The 18254-nt window shown below is 66.7% G+C and carries 18 protein-coding genes; 5 read left to right on the top strand and 13 right to left on the bottom strand.

Annotated elements, in window-relative coordinates; all coding sequences use genetic code 11:
• Positions 1-38: 38 nt before the first annotated feature.
• The 11 genes from RSO01_RS41130 to ligD form a co-directional block, all read right to left on the bottom strand.
• On the bottom strand, positions 39-980 hold the full coding sequence (locus RSO01_RS41130; protein WP_170303750.1) for a ParB/RepB/Spo0J family partition protein: 942 nt from the start codon (positions 978-980) through the stop codon (positions 39-41).
• Entirely contained in the window at positions 964-1767 is an 804-nt protein-coding gene (locus RSO01_RS41135) for a ParA family protein (protein ID WP_246159161.1), read from the bottom strand. Before RSO01_RS41135 ends, RSO01_RS41130 begins: the two co-directional genes overlap by 17 nt.
• Positions 1712-2401, bottom strand: a complete 690-nt coding sequence (gene rsmG, locus RSO01_RS41140) for a 16S rRNA (guanine(527)-N(7))-methyltransferase RsmG (protein ID WP_147156412.1) — start codon at positions 2399-2401, stop codon at positions 1712-1714. The genes RSO01_RS41135 and rsmG overlap by 56 nt, the downstream gene beginning before the upstream one ends.
• 189 nt (positions 2402-2590) lie before the next feature.
• Positions 2591-4450: a tRNA uridine-5-carboxymethylaminomethyl(34) synthesis enzyme MnmG gene (gene mnmG / locus RSO01_RS41145; protein WP_147156413.1), complete on the bottom strand. Its 1860-nt coding sequence runs from the start codon at positions 4448-4450 to the stop codon at positions 2591-2593.
• A gap of 22 nt (positions 4451-4472) precedes the next feature.
• Entirely contained in the window at positions 4473-5090 is a 618-nt protein-coding gene (locus RSO01_RS41150; RefSeq protein WP_147156414.1) for a histidine phosphatase family protein, read from the bottom strand.
• Positions 5091-5124: 34 nt separating this feature from the next.
• Positions 5125-5577 (bottom strand): DUF6328 family protein, encoded by a 453-nt coding sequence (locus RSO01_RS41155; RefSeq protein WP_147156415.1) that lies wholly within the window; start codon positions 5575-5577, stop codon positions 5125-5127.
• Positions 5577-6128, bottom strand: a complete 552-nt coding sequence (locus RSO01_RS41160) for an inorganic diphosphatase (RefSeq protein WP_147156416.1) — start codon at positions 6126-6128, stop codon at positions 5577-5579. The genes RSO01_RS41155 and RSO01_RS41160 overlap by 1 nt, the downstream gene beginning before the upstream one ends.
• Positions 6129-6143: 15 nt before the next feature.
• A complete protein-coding gene (locus RSO01_RS41165) occupies positions 6144-7145 on the bottom strand; it encodes an SDR family oxidoreductase (RefSeq protein WP_147156417.1) in 1002 nt (333 codons plus the stop codon).
• Positions 7146-7209: 64 nt separating this feature from the next.
• Positions 7210-7812 (bottom strand): cysteine hydrolase family protein, encoded by a 603-nt coding sequence (locus RSO01_RS41170; RefSeq protein ID WP_246159162.1) that lies wholly within the window; start codon positions 7810-7812, stop codon positions 7210-7212.
• Positions 7809-8744 (bottom strand): non-homologous end joining protein Ku, encoded by a 936-nt coding sequence (ku, locus tag RSO01_RS41175; protein WP_147156418.1) that lies wholly within the window; start codon positions 8742-8744, stop codon positions 7809-7811. Before ku ends, RSO01_RS41170 begins: the two co-directional genes overlap by 4 nt.
• Before the next feature lie 8 nt (positions 8745-8752).
• The gene (ligD, locus tag RSO01_RS41180; RefSeq protein WP_147156419.1) at positions 8753-11398 is read right to left on the bottom strand and encodes a DNA ligase D; all 2646 of its coding nucleotides are present in this window, start codon (positions 11396-11398) and stop codon (positions 8753-8755) included.
• Positions 11399-11521: 123 nt separating this feature from the next.
• Between ligD and RSO01_RS41185 the strand changes: the two genes are divergently transcribed.
• The 3 genes from RSO01_RS41185 to RSO01_RS41195 are packed head-to-tail and all read left to right on the top strand — an operon-like array spanning position 11522 to position 15253.
• The gene (locus RSO01_RS41185; protein WP_147156420.1) at positions 11522-12163 is read left to right on the top strand and encodes a 2Fe-2S iron-sulfur cluster-binding protein; all 642 of its coding nucleotides are present in this window, start codon (positions 11522-11524) and stop codon (positions 12161-12163) included.
• Positions 12160-13143 (top strand): FAD binding domain-containing protein, encoded by a 984-nt coding sequence (locus RSO01_RS41190; protein WP_147156421.1) that lies wholly within the window; start codon positions 12160-12162, stop codon positions 13141-13143. The genes RSO01_RS41185 and RSO01_RS41190 overlap by 4 nt, the downstream gene beginning before the upstream one ends.
• Position 13144: 1 nt before the next feature.
• Positions 13145-15253 carry a xanthine dehydrogenase family protein molybdopterin-binding subunit gene (locus tag RSO01_RS41195; RefSeq protein WP_147156422.1) on the top strand — a complete coding sequence of 703 codons (2109 nt, stop codon included), beginning with the start codon at positions 13145-13147 and terminating at the stop codon, positions 15251-15253.
• Between the two features lie 80 nt (positions 15254-15333).
• Here the strand turns inward: RSO01_RS41195 and mnmE are convergent, their stop codons facing one another.
• Entirely contained in the window at positions 15334-16707 is a 1374-nt protein-coding gene (gene mnmE / locus RSO01_RS41200; RefSeq protein ID WP_147156423.1) for a tRNA uridine-5-carboxymethylaminomethyl(34) synthesis GTPase MnmE, read from the bottom strand.
• 62 nt (positions 16708-16769) lie between these two features.
• Here mnmE and RSO01_RS41205 point away from each other — a divergent pair, with 62 nt between their 5' ends.
• Together RSO01_RS41205 and RSO01_RS41210 are read left to right on the top strand one after the other, a co-directional pair.
• Positions 16770-17210, top strand: coding sequence for a DUF6932 family protein (locus RSO01_RS41205; RefSeq protein WP_147156424.1), 441 nt, complete (start codon positions 16770-16772; stop codon positions 17208-17210).
• Positions 17207-17656, top strand: a complete 450-nt coding sequence (locus RSO01_RS41210; protein ID WP_147156425.1) for a helix-turn-helix domain-containing protein — start codon at positions 17207-17209, stop codon at positions 17654-17656. The genes RSO01_RS41205 and RSO01_RS41210 overlap by 4 nt, the downstream gene beginning before the upstream one ends.
• On the opposite strand, the gene RSO01_RS41215 is transcribed toward RSO01_RS41210, so the two are convergent.
• Positions 17657-17998 carry a ComEA family DNA-binding protein gene (locus RSO01_RS41215; protein WP_147156426.1) on the bottom strand — a complete coding sequence of 114 codons (342 nt, stop codon included), beginning with the start codon at positions 17996-17998 and terminating at the stop codon, positions 17657-17659. It lies immediately after the preceding gene.
• Positions 17999-18254: the final 256 nt, after the last annotated feature.

The raw sequence follows: 18254 nt of genomic DNA on the forward strand, positions 1-18254 counted from the left end.
GGTCCCTCGCTACGCTCGGGATGACAGCGAGCGCTTTGCTAGCGCCGCGTCAGCCGCTCCACGACCGTGTCGAGCTGGTCGAAGTCGCGGATCTCCAAGGTGAGCAGGCTCTGCTCGCCCAGGCCGCGCAGTTTCAGATCGGCCTTGAGGCCCAACGCTTCTTCGATGCGCTTCTCCAGCGCTTTGGTATCGGCGCTCTTGCCGCCGCCGCCGCCGTTGGCCTTGGGTCGAGCATTCTTGGTCTTGGACTTCAGCTCGCCGCCGAGACGCTCGAGGTCGCGCGCCGTCAGCTTCTCGTCGATCGCACGCTGCGCCACCACCAGCGGATCGGGCACGCCGATCAAGGCGCGCGCCTGGCCGGCGCTGAGGTCGCCACGCCGGATCATGTCCTGCACCGCCCCCGGCAGGTCGAGGAGGCGGACCGTGTTGGCGACGTGCGGGCGGCTCTTGCCCACCGTCTTGGAGATGTCTTCCTGCGTCTGCTTGAATTCATCGGACAGGCGGCGATAGCCCAGCGCCTCGTCGATCGCCGTGAGGTCGGAGCGCTGCAGGTTCTCGATCAGGCCGAGTTGCAGGGCGTCCTGGTCGCCCATGTTGCGCAACACCACTGGCACTTCGTGCAGCTGCGCCTTCTGCGCCGCGCGCCAGCGCCGCTCGCCGGCGACGATTTCGTAGGCATCGGCTTGGCCCGCGACCGGCCGCACCAGGATCGGTTGCAGCAGGCCGAACTCCTTCACCGACTCGACCAGCGCGTCCATGTCCTCGAAGGTGGTGCGCGGCTGCATGCGGCCGGCTTTTAGCTGGCCGATCGGCAAGGTGAGGGGCGCACGCGCAGGGGCGGGCCGCGTTGCCGCTGCGGGCGGTTCAACCGACGGTGGCGGCGGTGCGGGCGCCGGCGCCACGGTCGCGGCGACTTCATCGTCGCCCAGGAGCGCGGAGAGGCCGCGGCCCAGGCCGCGCGGCTTAGGAGGCAGGCTCATGAGTGGTCTCGACGGTTGCATTGCGCCGGCGACGGATGAACTCGCTCGCCAGAAGGATGTAGGCCTGCGCGCCGGCGCAGGCATTGTCGTAGATCAGTACCGGCAGGCCGTGCGACGGCGCCTCGGCGATGCGCACGTTGCGCGGGATGGTCGTGCCGAACACCAGCTCGCCGAAATGCGAGCGCACGTCGGCCTCGACCTGCTGGCTCAGGGTCATGCGGCGATCGACCATGGTCAGCACGACACCGGTGATATGCAACTTTGGGTTGAGACTCTTCTTGATCCTCGCCACGGTGTTGGACAAGGCGCCGATGCCCTCGAGCGCCAGGAACTCGGCCTGCAGCGGCACCAGGATGGCATCGACGGCGACCAGGGCGTTCAGGGTGACTAGTCCGAGCGAGGGCGGGCAGTCGATCAGGACGGTGGTCCAGCGCTCGCGCGCCTCGCTGCCGGGCGCGTTGAGGGCGTCGGCCAGGCGATGCTCGCGTCGCTCGACGTCTATGAGCTCGATCTCCGCACCGGCGAGGGACACCGAGGCCGGCATCACCGACAGTCCGGGGATCTGCGACGGCCGAACGCAATCGGCCAACGGCGACAGGCCGAGCAGGTATTCATACGAACCGGGTGAGCGCTCACTTCTAGGAATGCCCAGCCCGGTCGAGGCATTGCCTTGCGGATCGAGATCGATCAGCAGCACGGTTTCGCCCACGGCAGCCAACGCCGTGGCGAGGTTAATCGCCGTCGTGGTCTTGCCGACGCCGCCCTTTTGGTTGGCGATCGCGAACACCTGCTGTCGCGGTGTAGGAGCCGATTCGGAGGATGACGGCGTCACGGTCTGTTTTGCTGCTGAGGGGTTGGCAGGGAATGTCCCAGTCCTTCATGGCCTCGGTCAACTCCGCCTGCCACCCTTTACCCTTGTGGAAAAGACAAATAGCGGTATCGGTCCGGTGCCGGTCGGCCCAGGCCAGCAGCTGGCCAAGCGGCGCCAAGGCGCGGGCCGTCACGACATCGGCCTTGGCGGGCGGTACGTCTTCGATGCGGCCGATGACAATGCGAGGTGGCTTTGGCAGCGCCATGCGCCGTCCGGCCTCTCCCAAAAACGCAGCCTTTCGGGCATCGACTTCGATCATCGTCAGATCGAGATCGGGGCGCATGCCGGCCAGGACAAGGCCAGGAAATCCGCCGCCGCTGCCCAGGTCGGTAAGGGTCTTGGCTTCGGCTGGGATCATGGGCACGAGCTGAGCCGAATCCAGGACATGCCGCGTCCAGACGTCGTCGACTGTCGTCCGGCCCACAAGATTGATGGCCTTTTGCCAGCGGACCAGGGTAGCGACCAGGGCTTCAAGGCGGTCGATTGTTTCACGTGAAACATCGACGCCGAGTTCTCGCATTTTCTTCAGGAAGACGTCCGGACCACTCATGGGCGCTAACTAGTGCTAAATCGCTGGGGGCGAGCCACAGCTGTCACCCCGAGCAGAGCGAGGGGCCTTTAGAGCCACAGGAGAGGTCCCTCGCTGCGCTCGGGATGACAGCGGATCCCGCATCAGCCACCTTTGGATCCAGGTTCCAGTTGACCTCGCTCCTAAGGAGCGGCGTGAAGCACGAACCACCTACGCCGCCCGGCGGCGGACGTACTTCAAGAGGCCGACAAGAGCGGCAGGGGTGATCCCCGATATCCGAGCCGCCTGGCCAAGGGTGGCGGGCCGATGGGCCTCGAGCACCTGTCGGACCTCGTTCGAGAGACTGCCTACCGCCCGATAGTCGAGGTCTGCCGGCAGCTCCAACGCCTCGTCGCGGCGGTAGGCAGCGATGTCCGTCCGCTGGCGGTCGAGATACCCGTCGTAGCGCGCGTCGATGGTCAGTTGTTCGGCGATGTCCGCGGAGACCGACCCGAGCTCCGGCCACAGGCAGACAAGCCTGTCCCATCCAATGTCTGGATAGGCCAGCAGCTCCAAGGCCGATCGCAGAACGCCATCCTGGTTGATGGCGATGCCGCGCTTTGCCAGCGCCGAAGGGCTGAGCTTCAGGGTAGTCGCGAGATCACGAGCTTCGGCCAGCGCTGAATGTTTCACGTGAAACATTCTCTGCCGCTCACCCTGGATGCAGCCGATCTCCAGGCCGCGCGGGGTCAGCCGCCGGTCGGCGTTGTCGGCGCGCAGCCACAGGCGATACTCCGCCCGCGACGTGAACATGCGGTAGGGTTCTGTAACGCCCAGACTGACCAGATCATCGATCAGGACGCCGAGGTAGCCTTCCGCCCGATCGACGACAAACGGCTTGGACAACGCTGCATTCAGACCCGCAATCAGGCCCTGGGCGGCGGCCTCCTCGTATCCAGTCGTGCCGTTGATCTGCCCAGCCATGTACAGACCGGGGATCTTGCGCGTTTCCAACGTGGCTTTGAGTTCGCGGGGGTCGATGTGGTCATATTCGATGGCATAGCCAGGCCGGCGCATGACCGCGCGCTCCAACCCCGGTATGGTCTGCAACATCTCCTGCTGTATTTCACGCGGAAGCGAAGTGGAAATGCCATTGGGGTAGACGGTGTCGTCGTCCAGGCCTTCGGGCTCGAGAAAGATCTGATGCCGGTCGCGTTGGCCGAAGCGCACCACCTTGTCCTCGATCGATGGACAGTAGCGCGGCCCCACGCTTTCGATGGCGCCGGAGTACATGGGCGCCCGATGCAGGTTGGCGCGGATGATGGCGTGGGTCGCCGGCGTCGTCGCCGTGATGTGGCAGGCGATCTGCGGCGTGGTGATCCGGTCGGTGAGATAGGAGAAGGGCTGTGGCGGCTGATCGCCGTCCTGGCGCTCAAGCCTGGCGTAGTCGATGGTGCGGCCATCGAGCCGGGCCGGCGTCCCCGTCTTCAGGCGTCCAAGGGCGAAGCCGAGGCGATGCAACGTCTGCGCGAGTAGCGTGGATGGCTCCTCAACCCCATCGCCGCGCGCCCGGCCGGCCGCGATTCGCGTTTCACCACAGTGAATCAAGCCTCGCAGGAAGGTTCCTGTCGTCAGGATCACGCGTCCGGCGCCAATTTCTGCGCCAGATTCCGTGAGCACACCGGCACACGCACCGTTTGTATCCAGAATGATATCTGCAACTGCATCGGCGCGAATTTCCAGATTGGCTTGCTCGGCCAACAGTGCCTGCATGGCTTGCCGGTAAAGCTTGCGATCGGCCTGGGCGCGCGGCCCTCGAACAGCGGGTCCTTTTGAGAGATTGAGTGTCCGGAACTGGATGCCGGCGCGGTCGATCGCGCGGCCCATGACGCCATCCAGGGCATCGATCTCACGCACCAGATGGCCCTTGCCCAGGCCGCCGATGGCGGGATTGCAGGACATCTCGCCGATCGTCTCGACCCGGTGGGTGAGCAGCAAGGTGCGCGCGCCCAGCCGCGCCGCCGCAGCCGCCGCCTCGCAGCCGGCATGGCCGCCGCCCACCACGATCACGTCATAGGGAAACGCCCGCATGGCCGGCCTTTTAAGCGCCGGCTCAGGCCTGGTCCAGATGACTCGTGTCGTTGACCCGCCGCACCACCACATCGCCCATGGCGGAAACGTCGATCTCGTTCAGGGTGCAGGGGTCCTGGACCAGCCGCCAATAGGCCGCCAGCGGCATGTCGAGGAGCTGCAGCAACAGCACCCGGTTGACGCTGTCATGGCCGACCAAGACCACCGTCTGCTCGGGATAGCGCAGCAACGCCTCGCGCAGCACGTCGGTCGCCCGCGCCACGACGTCCTGCAGAGATTCCCCCTCGGGAAAGCGCGTGAGGTGCGGCGCGGCGTGCCACTGCTGGTAGGCATCCGGCGATTCGGCCTTCACCTCGTCGTGGGTCCGCATCTGCCAGGCGCCGTAGTCGATGTCGCCCAGCCCATCGCGTATCTCGCCCTTGATGCCACAAGCCGCCGCGATCTTGTCGCCGGTCAGCACGCAGCGATGCAGCGGGCTGGTGAACACCGCGACTGGCTTCCAGGTGGCGGCAATGCGCTTGGCCAACGCATCGGCCTGGGCAAGACCGCGCTCGGTCAGCTCGAGCTCGGCACGGCCGCGAAAACGCGCCGGCCGGATGCCGTCGACATGGCCGTGACGGGTCAGCAGGATCTTGGTCATGCATCGACTGTAGCAGGCGGCGCCGAACCGTCGCTCAGCTTCTGAGACGGCGGCAGAAAGCGGGGAGCCCGTACCACAAGCCGGTCAGCAGCAGCGCCGTGCCGACGGCGACAAGCAAAGCCGGGCCCTGCTCCTTCAGGATGAGCCGAGCAATCAGATAGGTGTCGAGGCACACGCCGGCGATCAGCGGCAGCATCGCAAGCGTCAGCAAGGTCGACGAAAGATCGACGAAGCGTCGAGACACAGAGCCGCGCTCGACCTGGCGATGATAGGCCGCTGGCGTCATCACCAGGCCCATGGCCAGCGCCATCAGCAGGAAGGCAACGAGATGGATGAGCTGCTCGCCGGCAGTGAACTCCTGGAAGCGCTGGTTGAATACGGCGATGAGCTGGAAGCCCAGTACCGCCTGCACGCCAGGCAACACCATGCGCGCTTCGTCGGTGACGTGGGTGGCTTCTTCCTCGAGCGTCTCGCGATGGACCTGCATTACTTGCCTGCCTTGAATGCCTTGACGCCGGCCTCCAGGAGCTTGCGCGCCCGCGCAGGCCCGCTGCGTCGCACGACACGCAGCTCCTTACCGTTGAGGCCGGCGTAGTGGGTAAAGAACCATTCGATCTCCGGCAGCAGATGCGGCCGCAGGTCATCGAGATGTTTCAGCCGTTGATGTTCATGCGCCGGCGTGGCGACCGCGAAGAAGCGGTCGTTGCGCTTCCACGGCTTCCGCTTTTCTTTCTGCTCGACCTCGAGCACGCCGATCAGGCGCGCAGTAGCCACACACCCTGGCGGCACCGCGCTGTCGAGGAACAGCAGCACGTCGAGCGGATCGCCATCCTCGCCGCGAGTAGACGGGAAGAAGCCGAAGTCATGAGGAAAGGCCAGGCCTTCGCCCAAGGTCGCGCCGAGCCGAATGACGCCGCGCTCGGGATCATACTTGTACTTGTTTCGACTGCCCCGCGGCGTCTCGATCACGACGGTGAGGTCGCCAGAATCAGGATCGACCGTCGGCAGGCGATCGAGTGTCTGAACCGATCGCGCCATGGCCCCTCACGAGAGCTAATGCCCGTAGCCGCCGACCACCGGCAGGATCTCGCCGGTGATGTAGCTGGAGCATTGCGGCGAGGCGAGGAAGACGAAGGCGGGCGCGATCTCCTCGGGTTGTGCCGGCCGCTTCATCGGCACGTCGGCGCCGAACTCGGCGACAACGCTTGCCTGCTTGTCGGCGGGATTGAACGGCGTCCATACTGGGCCCGGCGCCACTGCATTGACCCGAATGCCGCGCGGCACGAGATGGCCCGCAAGCGAGCGCGTGAAAGCATGGATGCCGCCCTTGGTCATCGAATAATCGAGCAGGAACTTGCTGCCGCGCAGGCCAGTCACCGAACCGTTGTTGACGATGGCCGAACCCGCCTTCATGTGCGGCACTGCCGCCTGCGCCATGTGGAAGTAGCCGTAGAGGTTGGTCTTCATCGTGCGGTCGAACTGATCTTCGTTGAGATCCTCAAAACGTCCGGTGTGCAGTTGGAAGGCGGCGTTGTTGACCAACACGTCGAGACCGCCCAGTTCCTTGACGACACGCGCCACGGCATCGAAGCAGAAGGCGCGCTTTGCGACGTCGCCCGAGATCACCAGGCAACGACGGCCTTCCGATTCCACGGCGCGCCGGGTGATGTCGGCATCCTCCGGCTCGTCGAGATGCACGATGGCGATATCGGCGCCTTCGCGGGCGAACAGCACGGCCACGGCGCGACCGATTCCGGAATCGCCGCCGGTGATCAGGGCGACCTTGTCCAGAAGCTTGAACGAGCCTTTCCAGTAGGGCGCCTCGTACATCGGCGGCGGATCGAGGCGGGTTTCCAGTCCGGGCTTGCGCTGATGCTGGCGCGGGAAAGGCGGCACCGGATAGGGCCGCGCGCCGGCCTGCATGGCGACCTCGGCTTCCTCAGCCGGCCGCTTCCGGTCGGCGCGGGCCCGCCGACGCTGCAGCTTGCGATGATGCACCGCCGTTCGTCGGGCCGTGCGGGTGGCCGTCCTCGTCGCTCCTCTGGCGCGCGCCATCGTCATCTCCGCCGTCGATAGGACATGTCCCGGCAACGTCGCGCCTGGGGCCCAGTTCCAACGGTCACGCCCAGTCGCGCAGTACGTGTTCCGTCGTCGTCGCCTCGATCTGCTGGCTGTAGCGCTCGTGATAGAGCTTCATCAGGGCGTCGTGGGTCGCGTCGTTGGCGCTGCACAGCGCATCGTCCGGCAGCACCACGCGAAAGCCGCAATCGACCGCCGCCATCACCGTGGCCAGGACGCAGACGTCGGTCTCTCCGCCGGTAACGATCAGCGTCGTGATGCCGTGCCGGCGCAGCGAATGAGCGAGCTTCGGATGGCCAAAGGCTGAATAGACGGTCTTGTTCAAGACCTTGGCCGGCGGGACCAGCTTGCGCAACGGCTCCACCAGCTCAAGCAGGTGCGGATCGAGGCGATCGCGCGTCATCGACCGCCATCGCTCATAGTAATCGCGCCAGGCGCCGTTCGCATGCTCCGGGTCCTGGGGCGGGATGAAGCGCGTGAAGATCGTGCGCTCGGGATGCCGGCCGGCGATCTCCAGCACGTTCGGCAGCACTTTGGGCAACCACGGCACGAACCATTCCGTCGGTTCGGCGAACAGGCGTTGCATGTCGACGGCGATATGGATCGCCGTCCGGTCGAGACGAGTCGGAGGCTCCGCGTTCAAGCCGCCTGCTTGGCCGCCCGCTTGCGCGATCCCGCCTTCTTGCGGGACGCAGCCCTGGGCCGCCGGCCATGCGCCTCCAGGAAGCGGTCGGCCTTGTCGCGCGATGGCCCGCCGCCGCCTTTCAGGCTCTTGCGCAGGGCATCCATCAGGTCGACGACCTTGGCCTCTTCTTCGGGCTCCTCGCTGCTCACCAGCTTTTCGCCCTTCTTCTTGCGCGCAATCAGGTCGCGCAGCGCATCCTCGTAGCGGTCCTTGAACTCGCTAGGATCGAACTCCGCCTCCTGCTGGGCGATGATCTTCTCGGCAATCTCCAGCATGCGGCGATCAGGCCTGGGCAGGTTGCGGTCGAAGACCTCCGACGACGAGCGGATCTCGTCGTGCGTACGCAATGTGGTGAGCAGGATGCCGGAGTCACGCGGCTCCAGCGCACAGATGCGCTCGCGCTGATGCATGACCAGTCGGCCCAGCGCCACCTTGCCCTGCTTCTCCATGGCGGCGCGGATCACGGCATAGGCTTCTATGCCGGTCTTGCCGCCGGGCGCGAGATAGTAGGGCTCGTCCCAGTAGATGCGGTCGATCGAGCTGGCGTCGACGAACTCGCCGATGTCGATGACACGCGTCGATTCCAGCTTCACCGCGTCGAGCTCGTCCTGCTCGAACAGCACGTACTTGTTCTTGGAGACCTCGAAGCCCTTCACCAGGTCGGAGCGCTCGACGACACGGCCGGTACCCGCATCGACCGTCTGCATGCGGATGCGGTTGTTGGTCTTGGGATTGATCATGTGGAAGTGCACGTCGGCGGCGCGCTCCGTCGCCGTGTAGAGCGCCACCGGGCAGGTCACCAGCGATAACCTGAGATGGCCTTCCCAGGTCGGCCGCATCGCCCGCCGCTGCGAGTTGCCGTTGTGCTTCGTGCGTCGGGCCTTGGCCATGATGGTCCTCACGATTTTGATTTAATCAGGCGCTCGATGGCCGAGCGCAGCGGCGTCGCCGACTTGGCATAAGTCACCCACGGCTTGTTCTTCTTCAGCAGCGCCGGCGCAGTGCGGATAGTGAATTTCATGGGATCGAGGCCGGCCTTCACCTGAGACCAGTTGAGCGGCATCGACACCGTGGCCCCCGGCCGGGCGCGCGTCGACAGCGGCGCCACCGCCGTCGCCGTGCGATCGTTGCGCAGGTAGTCGAGGAAGATGCGGCCGCCGCGTTCCTTCTTGGCCATGTTCAGCACGAAGCGGTCGGGCTCGTCCTCGGCCAACCGGCGGCAGATTTCGCGAGCGAAGGTCTTGGCTGCATCCCAGTCGGGACTCTTGGGATCGGAGGTGAGCGGCGTGACGACATGCAGGCCCTTGCCGCCGGTGGTCTTGCAGAAGGTCTTCAGGCCCAGCGCCTCGAGCCGCTTGCGGACATCGAGCGCGCCTTTGACCACTTCATCGAACTTCACGTCGGGCGCCGGATCGAGGTCGAACACCAGGCGGCCCGGCAACTCCGGCTCGCCGGCCTGGCAATTCCACGGATGCAGCTCGGTCGCGCCCAGCTGGGCCACCGCCGCCAGCCCCTCGACGCGATCGATCTGCAGGTAGGGCTTGCGGTCGCCGCTCACCTTCACCTGCTCGAGCAGGTGGGATGTGCCCGGTGCGGCGTGGCGCTGGAAGAAGTTCTGGTCGCCGTCGATGCCGTCGGGAGTGCGCACCAGCGAACAGGGGCGGCCCTTCAGATGCTCGATCATCCAATCGCCGACCGTCTCGTAGTACTGCGCCAGCTCGAGCTTGGTGACCGGCGGCTTCTCGTCGGGCCACAGCGGCTTGTCGGGATGGGAGATCGACACGCCCATGACCATCGCCGGCCCGCCAGCTGGTGCGGCCCTGGAAGCCTTCGCGCGTCGGGCCTTGGGGACTGGCTTGGCCATCTTCGCCCTTTCCGGCTCCACGGCTCTCTCAGCCTCGACCTCCTCGGCCGGCTTGTCGGCGCGAAGCCCCTTGAAGGCAGCCTGACGCACATTGCCGTCGGCGGTCCAGCCGGCGAACTCGATCTCGGCGACCAGCTCCGGCCGCGCCCAGTGCATGCCGGCCTCCTTGCGCGGACTGGCGTCCGATGCGAACGGACTGGTCTTGCTCTCGACCTCGCGCAACCGCGGCACCAGCTTGCGCATGACGGCTTCGCTGAAGCCGGTTCCGACGCGTCCGACAGAAACCAGCTTTTGATCCTTGCCGTGTCCGCGATGCACGCCGACCAGCAGCGAGCGCATCCGCTTGCCCTCGCTGGTCCAGCCGCCGATCACCACCTCGTGGCCGGCCCGGCACTTGGTCTTGACCCAGCTGCCGATGCGGCCGGAGCGATAGGGCGCATCGAGCTCCTTGGAGACGATACCTTCGAGGTGCATGCGACAGGCCGATTCCAGCACCGCGTCGCCCGCCGTCTCGAAATGGTCGACGTACTGCAGGCTCGCGTGCTTGCCCCTGAGCCCGTCCAACAGCTTCTGCAGGCGCGCCTTGCGATCGCGCAAGGGCAGGGCGCGCAGGTCTTCACCTTCGGCGAACAGCAGATCGAAGGCAAAGAAGACCAGCTTCTCCGATTGGCCTTCCGAGAGTGCTGCCTGTAGGGCCGAGAAATCGGGGGCGCCGTGGGCATCCAGCGCCACCGCCTCGCCGTCGATAATGCAATCCGGCAGCTTCTCCGCCCGATCAGCGATGGCCTGAAATTTCTGCGTCCAGTCCAGGCCCTTGCGCGTGCGCAGCCGAGCCTTGCCGTCCTCGACGCGCAGCTGCAGGCGATAGCCGTCGAACTTGACCTCGTGCGCCCAGCCGGCCTGCGCCGGTGCCCGCTCGACCAGCTTGCAGAGCTGCGGCTCGATGAAGGTAGGCATCTTCGAGACCTTGCGCGGCTTGGCCTTGCTCTCGGCAAGCGTCGCCTCGTCGCCGCCGCCCTTCTTGCTGCTTTGCCAGACCGCGCCCGCCGCACGGCGCTTGCCGGTCATGAACGGCGTCGGTGCACGCCCCTTGCCGATCGCGATCTCGTCCAGGGTGCGTCCCGACGCGACCGACGTCTCGTTCTCCTCGAGGACGGCGTCTTCGTCGCCCTCGCGCGCCGCCTCGTCGCGATGCTTGATCAGCAACCAGTTGGTCTTCTTGCCGCTGCCGCCCTTGCGGTCCCATTTCATGCGCACCAGCACCCAGCTGCCGTGCAGCCGCTCGCCTTCAAGGACGAATTTGAGGTCGCCCTTCTTAAGGCCTTCCCGCGGGTCACCGATCGGCCGCCAGTAGCCGCGATCCCAGAGCTGCACCGTCCCCCCGCCATACTGGCCCTCGGGAATGGTGCCCTCGAAGTCGCCGTAGTCGAGAGGATGGTCCTCGGTCTGCACCGCCAGCCGCTTGACCGCGGGATCGAGCGACGGCCCTTTGGTCACCGCCCACGACAGGAACACGCCGTCGAGCTCGAGCCTGAAGTCGTAGTGCAGGCGCGTAGCGTCGTGGCGCTGGATGACGAAGCGCAGCTCCTTGGACGAAGCCACAGCCGCCTTGCCCGACGGTTCGTCGGTATGCGTGAAGTCGCGCTTGGCGCGATAGGTGGTGAGGCTGTCTTTGCGCAAAGGATGCAACCTGTAGCGACGCGGCGAGGCCCGAGGGAAACGACGCCTGCAGCGAGACGTTCCACCGGTGACAAGCACCTAAGATCGGGCAACGGACCCGGCAACCTGGCCGTTGGTCCAGGTATGACCAGCTCCCCTCACACAATCACCCGCCGCGTGCTGGGCATTGCCTCGGTCGTGACGGCGATGTTCGGCCGCGAACTGCAGGCCCAGAGCATGCCCTCTTCCTCGCGAAACGGCCCGGCAAAGTCCGACGTTCGACTGACGGTGAATGGCCAGACGCATGACTTGGCGCTCGATCCGCGCACCTCGCTGCTCGACGCCTTGCGCGACCATCTCGGTCTCGCGGGCACCAAGAAGGGCTGCGATCACGGCCAGTGCGGCGCCTGCACCGTGCTGGTGAACGGCGTGCGGCTCAATGCCTGCCTGTCGCTCGCCGTGGCGCGCGAAGGCGACAGCATCGTCACCATCGAAGGCCTTGCCGCCGACGGCAAGCTGCATCCGCTGCAGGAAGCCTTCGTCAAGCATGACGGCTTCCAGTGCGGCTACTGCACGCCCGGCCAGATCTGTTCAGCGGTCGGCATGCTGGACGAGATCCAGCGCGGCGTGCCCTCGGCCGTCGGCGACCTCGCCGCGGCGCCGCAAGCCAGCAGTGTCGAGATCCGCGAGCGCATGAGTGGCAACATCTGCCGCTGCTCCGCCTATCCCAACATCGTCGCCGCCATCATGGAAACACAAGGGAAGACGGAAGGGAGGGCGGGATGAGAGCCTTTACCTACGAGCGGCCCGCCGACGTCGCTTCGGCCATGAAGGCGGCCAGCCAGCCTGGCGCGTCCTTCATCGCCGGTGGCACCAACCTGCTCGACCTGATGAAGATCGACGTCGAGCAGCCGACCCATCTGGTCGACATCTCCCGCCTGCCGCTGCGCGAGGTCGGCGAGACGGCCGACGGCGGCCTGCGCATCGGCGCCCTGGTCAGCAACACCGACCTCGCCGCCGACCAGCGCGTACGCCAGCGCTATCCGGTGCTGGCGATGGCGTTGCTGAACGGCGCGTCGGGCCAGTTGCGCAATCAGGCGACCGCGGCCGGCAACCTGCTGCAACGCACGCGCTGTCCGTACTTCTATGACGTCGCCATGCCCTGCAACAAACGCCAGCCGGGCAGCGGCTGCGCGGCGCTGGCGGGCTTCAACCGCATGCACGCCATCCTGGGCGCGAGCCAGGCCTGCATTGCCGTGCATCCCTCGGACATGGCGGTCGCCATGGCGGCGTTGCGCGCCGAGATCGAGGTGCAGACGCCGGCCGGCCTCAGTCGAAAGGTGCCGATCGCCGAATTGCACCGGCTGCCGGGCCAGAACCCCGAACGCGACACCACCCTGGCGCGCGGCGAGCTGATCACCGCGATCCTCCTGCCGCCGCCACCGGCCGGGCGGCAGACCTATCGCAAGGTGCGCGACCGTGCTTCCTATGCCTTTGCCCTGGTCTCGGTCGCGGCAATCGTCGATACGGCCGACGGCAAGATCCGCGACGCGCGGCTGGCGCTGGGCGGCGTCGCCCATAAACCCTGGGTGCCCAAGGAAGCCGAGCGCGAGCTGGTCGGCGCAGCCGCCGATGCCGGCAGCTATGAGGCCGCCGCCCGGGCCGCGACACGCGAGGCCCGGACCTACCCGCATAACGAGTTCAAGGTGCCGCTGACCGAGCGTCTGGTGGCGCGGACGCTGAGCGACCTGGCGACAGGAGGCTGACATGGCGCAAGTGATCGGCCAGGCCATCGACCGCATCGACGGCCGCGCCAAGGTGACAGGCGCGGCGGCCTATGCCGCCGACAATCGCGCCGAGCGCATGGCCTTCGGCTCCATCGTCACGGCCACCATCGCCTGCGGGCACGTGACAAGCATCGACGCCAACGCCGCGCGTCGCATGCCGGGCGTGCTGCTGGTGATGACGCACGGGAATGCGCCCAAGCAGGCGCCGTTCCAGGCCAAGGCCGACGATCGCCACGCCCGGCCCAAGCCACAGCTCGCCAGCGACAAGGTGGAGTATTTCGGCCAGCCGGTGGCGCTGGTGGTGGCCGAGACGGCGGAGACCGCGCGCGCCGCAGCCTCGGCCATCGTCGTCACCTACGAGAAAGCCGAGGGCGCATTCGTGCTCGAATCGGCCAGTGGCGCCGCCTACAACCCCGGAAAGGGCCCGACAGGCGCGCCGTCCGACAGCAAGCTTGGCGATTTTGACAAGGCGTTCGCCGACGCATCCGTGAAGATCGATGCGATCTACAAGACGCCCTATCAGGCGCACGCCATGATGGAGCCGCACGCCAGCCTGGCGTCGTGGCAGGACGGCAAGCTCACGGTCACGAGTTCTCTGCAGCTCGTCGAGAGCGCGCACAAGTCGATCGCCGACACGCTGAAGCTCGAGCCCGACAAGGTCGAGGTGATCTCCGAATATGTCGGCGGCGGCTTCGGCGGCAAGCTGCCGGTCTTTGGCGACGCCATCCTCGCGGCGCTGGCGGCGCGCGAGCTCAATCGTCCGGTGCGCGTGGCGCTGACGCGCCAGCAGATGTTCCATGTCACGACCCATCGACCGGCCTCGATCCAACGGGTGCGGCTGGGCGCGGAGCGCGACGGCACGCTCAGCGCCATCGCCCATCAGTCGCTGGCGCAAAGCGCACGGGCCGACGAGTTCGCCGAGCCCATCGTCTTCTCGACACGCTCGCTCTATGCCGCCCCCAACCGCATGACCAGTCAGCGCATCGCCGCCCTCGACCTGCCCGTGGCCGATTCGATGCGCGCACCCGGCGAGGCGATCGGGCTTCTGGCGGTCGAGCAGGCGATGGACGAGCTCGCCGTCCGCCTCGACATGGATCCCCTCGAGCTCAGGCTGAGGAACGAGCCCAAGGAGGATCCCGAAAAGAAGGTGCCGTTCTCGACGCGCGCCCTGGTGCCCTGCCTCCAGGAGGGCGCCCGCCGCTTTGGCTGGGACAAGCGCCAGGCCCGGCCCGGCCAGGTGCGCGACGGCAACTGGCTTTTAGGCATGGGCGTAGCGGCGGCGATCCGCGGCAACTTCCTGCGCGAAGCCGAAGCGCGGGTGACGATGGAGAGCGAACGCCATGCCGTCGTCGAGATGGATATGACCGATATCGGCACCGGCTCCTACACGGTGTTCGCCCAGATCGCGGCCGAGCTACTCGACCTGCCGGTCGAGAACATCAAGGTGAAGCTGGGCCACAGCTCCTATCCCGACACGCCGGGATCGGGCGGCTCGTTCGGCGCCTCGAGCTGCGGCGCGGCGCTCCACGACGCCTGCACCAAGCTCAAGGCCAAGCTGGCCAAGGGCGAAGGCGCGCAAGGCCTGTCGGTGACGGGCAGCGTCAAGCCGGGCGATGACTACAAGAGGTACTCGCAGTACGCCTACGGCGCGCATTTCGCCGAGGTCGGCATCGAGCAGACGACGGGCGAGGTGCGCCTACGCCGCATGCTGGGCGTGTTCGCCGCCGGCCGCATCCTCAACCCCAAGACGGCGCACTCGCAGCTGATCGGCGGCATGATCTGGGGCTTGGGCTCGGCGCTGCACGAGGACGCCGTGCTCGACCCGCGGCTCGGCGCCTTCGTCACCCAGGACCTGGTGCACTACCACGTGCCGGTCCACGCCGACGTGCCGCAGGTCGAGGCCGTCCTGCTCGACGAATTCGACGCACACGCCAACGTGCTGGGCTCCAAGGGCGTGGGCGAGCTCGGCATCTGCGGCGCCGGCGCCGCCGTCGCCAACGCCGTCTACAACGCGTGTGGTGCGCGCGTGCGCGACTATCCGATCACGCTGGACAAGGTGCTGCCGGCCCTGACGCGGCGGCAGGGCTAGGCTGGGGGCGCGCGACTCCAGTCGCGCGTCTTCGTCGATGAAGCAGAAGATCGCGCCACTGGAGTGGCGCGCACCCGGCGCTACTTCCCGATGCAGAAGTCGCGAAAGATGATGTCTAAAAGTTCGTCGATGCGCACCGTACCGGTGATCCGGCCGAGGGCGCGCATCGCCAATCGCACATCCTCCGCCGCCAGGGCGATTTCCGACGCCGTGAGGGCGCGCGCCAGCGATGCCTGACACTCAACAAGCGCCTCGCGATGGCGCGCCCGTGTAAGCGGCGGCGCGCCACCTTCCTGCATCAGCGCCCCGGCTGCCTGCTCGATGCGACCCAGAAGTTCCGGCAGGCCGTCACCCGACAGCGCCGACACCGGCACGACGTCGGCATCGGCGACCGACGCGCGATCGATCTTGTTCACCACGACGATGTCGCGCGCGCCATCCCAACGCTCTGTGCTCGCCACGAGCTTGTCGCGCTCGGCCTGCCAGCCGCTCGTCGCATCGAGCACCAAAAGCCGCAGATCGGCGCTGGCCGCTCGCGCCCGGGCGCGGCGCACGCCCTCCTGTTCGATGGCGTCGCCCGACTCGCGCAGGCCCGCGGTATCGGCCAGCACCACCGGCCAGCCGCCGAGATCGAGATGGACCTCTATGACGTCGCGCGTCGTTCCGGCGGTTTCCGACACGATGGCCGCATCGCGCCGCGCCAACAGGTTGAGCAACGAGGACTTGCCGGCGTTGGGTGGACCGATGATGGCGATGTGCAGGCCTTCGCGCAGCCGCTCGCCGCGGCGATCGTCGAGGTGGGCCGCGATCTCGGCCCGTAGCTGCGTGATTCCGGCATGGACCTCGTCGGCGATGCCGGGCGGCAGATCCTCGTCGGGAAAGTCGATGGCGGCTTCGAGATGGGCGAGCGTGCGCAGGCCGAGCGTGCGCCAATCCTCGTAGAGGCGATGCAGCGCGCCATCCATCTGCTGCATGGCCTGGCGCCGCTGCTGGTCTGTCTCGGCGGCGACAAGATCGGCGATGGCCTCGGCCCTGGTGAGGTCGAGCTTGCCGTTCTCGAAGGCGCGTCGCGTGAATTCGCCAGGCTCGGCCATGCGGCAGAAGCCGAGCTTGGCGATCGCCTCCAGCGCACCACCGACCACGGCGCGCCCGCCATGCAGGTGCAGCTCGGCCATGGTCTCGCCGGTCTCGCTGTTGGGCGCCTCGAACCACGCGACCAGACCGCGGTCGATCGCCTCGCCGCTCTTGGGATCGTAAAGACTGCGCAGGGTCATGCGGCGCGGCTCGGGCAGGGCCGGGTCGCGCGCCGAATGGCCACGCTCGAAGGCCCGCCGCTCGGTAAGGAAGATCAGCGCCTCGGCCGCGCGCGGGCCGCTCAGCCGGACGACCGAAATCGCTCCGGGATGCGCGCGCGACGGCACGGGTGTGCCGAGCGCGTAGATCGTGTCGTCCATTGGCACTCAGTTGTCGCCTTGTTGCATCTTGACACGCCCCCTATCACAACATATTCGTTGTGTTGACGATTCCGCGCTTCGACCGTGCTACCGGCAACTTGCCGCCGGGAGTTCATGATGCGACGTGGAACGAGGTCAAGGCTCGCTTTGGCGACACGCCTCGCCGCAGGCACTTGCTGACGGGACTGGAGCAAGCGCTCCGACAGCTCGCCGACGCAGGCTGCGTCTCCGTGTTGCTGGATGGCAGCTTCGTTACGGCCAAGGCTGAGCCCAACGACTATGACGGAGCACGGGAAACCAAAGGTGTCGACCCCGACCTGCTTGATCAAGTCCTGCTCGACTTCAGCAACGCTCGCGCGGAGATGAAGGGGAAATACGGAGGCGAGATGTTTCCAGCCGGTTCGCCCGCCGCCCCGGGCAGGACCTTCCGCGAGTTCTTTCAGCAGGATCGCGACGGCCGACCAAAAGGCATCGTTCGAATCGATCCAAGGGACGTCCGATGATTACCAACGATTACCAGTATCGGCTGACCAAAGCGGCAGCCGGCAAGTTCCGGACGGCGCTTGCGGAGATGAAGAATGCGCCGGCGCGCACCGACGTACATCCTCGCCTTCTGAAGGCCGAACGTGACGCCATGGAAAGTCAATTGCAGGACTTGGAAGCCGAGTTGTCGAACTATGTGCGCCTCAAGGGAAGTGGAACGGCGCACATCGCCATCGGCTCCGTGGGTGCGCTAGGCAGGGGTCTTGTACAGGCGCGTATCGCTGCGGGGCTCAGTCAAAAAGAGCTTGCCAACCGATTGCACCTGAAGGAGCAGCAAATCCAACGTTACGAGCAGACCGAGTACGAGACGGCCAGTCTCGGTCGCCTCGCCGACGTGGCTCGCGTGCTGCACGTACGGATCGACCATCTCACGGTGGATCCAACGATTGAGCAGACGAGCAGCTGACTAAGTGCGGCGCGGCTGGCCAGCCGGCGGACGGGTGGTCGGTGTCGGAGTCGCCCCGGGCGGCGGTCGGGCTATGACCTTATCGGCGATCTTGTCATACAGCGCTTCGGGGATCAGCCGGCGCTCGACCAGCTCGGTCTTGGCCTTGAACGGCCGAGCGCGGATGATGGCGTCGGCCCGCACCTCGCCGATGCCTTCCAAGTTCATGAGATCGTCGCGGCTGGCGCTGTTGATGTCGATGAGGCTGGCAACCGGGGGAGCGGGCGCCGGCCGGGTCTGGGCTACGGCAGTCGCGGCGCCCAGCAACACTGCCAAGCCGATTGAGAGAAGCCTTGCAAACATGCCCTTCAAAATACGCTAAGCGACGATCCCTTCCCATGCTGGTGTCGGCCGCGGAGCGAAGCGGGCTTTCAGCGAGCCGATCGCAAGCTAGTCACCACCACAGTTCTTGACGCCGCGGACGCCGCGCGGCCCGTGCGCCGGCTTGCGCCGAGACGGCCCCGGTTCCGGCTTTCCAACCACGGCGATCCCGGTTGCGAAACTTGCGAAACTGTCCGAATTCGCGGTGGGCTGGGCGCGGGGCCGATGAGATTGCCAG

Origin of the sequence: Reyranella soli (assembly GCF_007992495.1) — a bacterium.
Classification (GTDB): domain Bacteria; phylum Pseudomonadota; class Alphaproteobacteria; order Reyranellales; family Reyranellaceae; genus Reyranella; species Reyranella soli.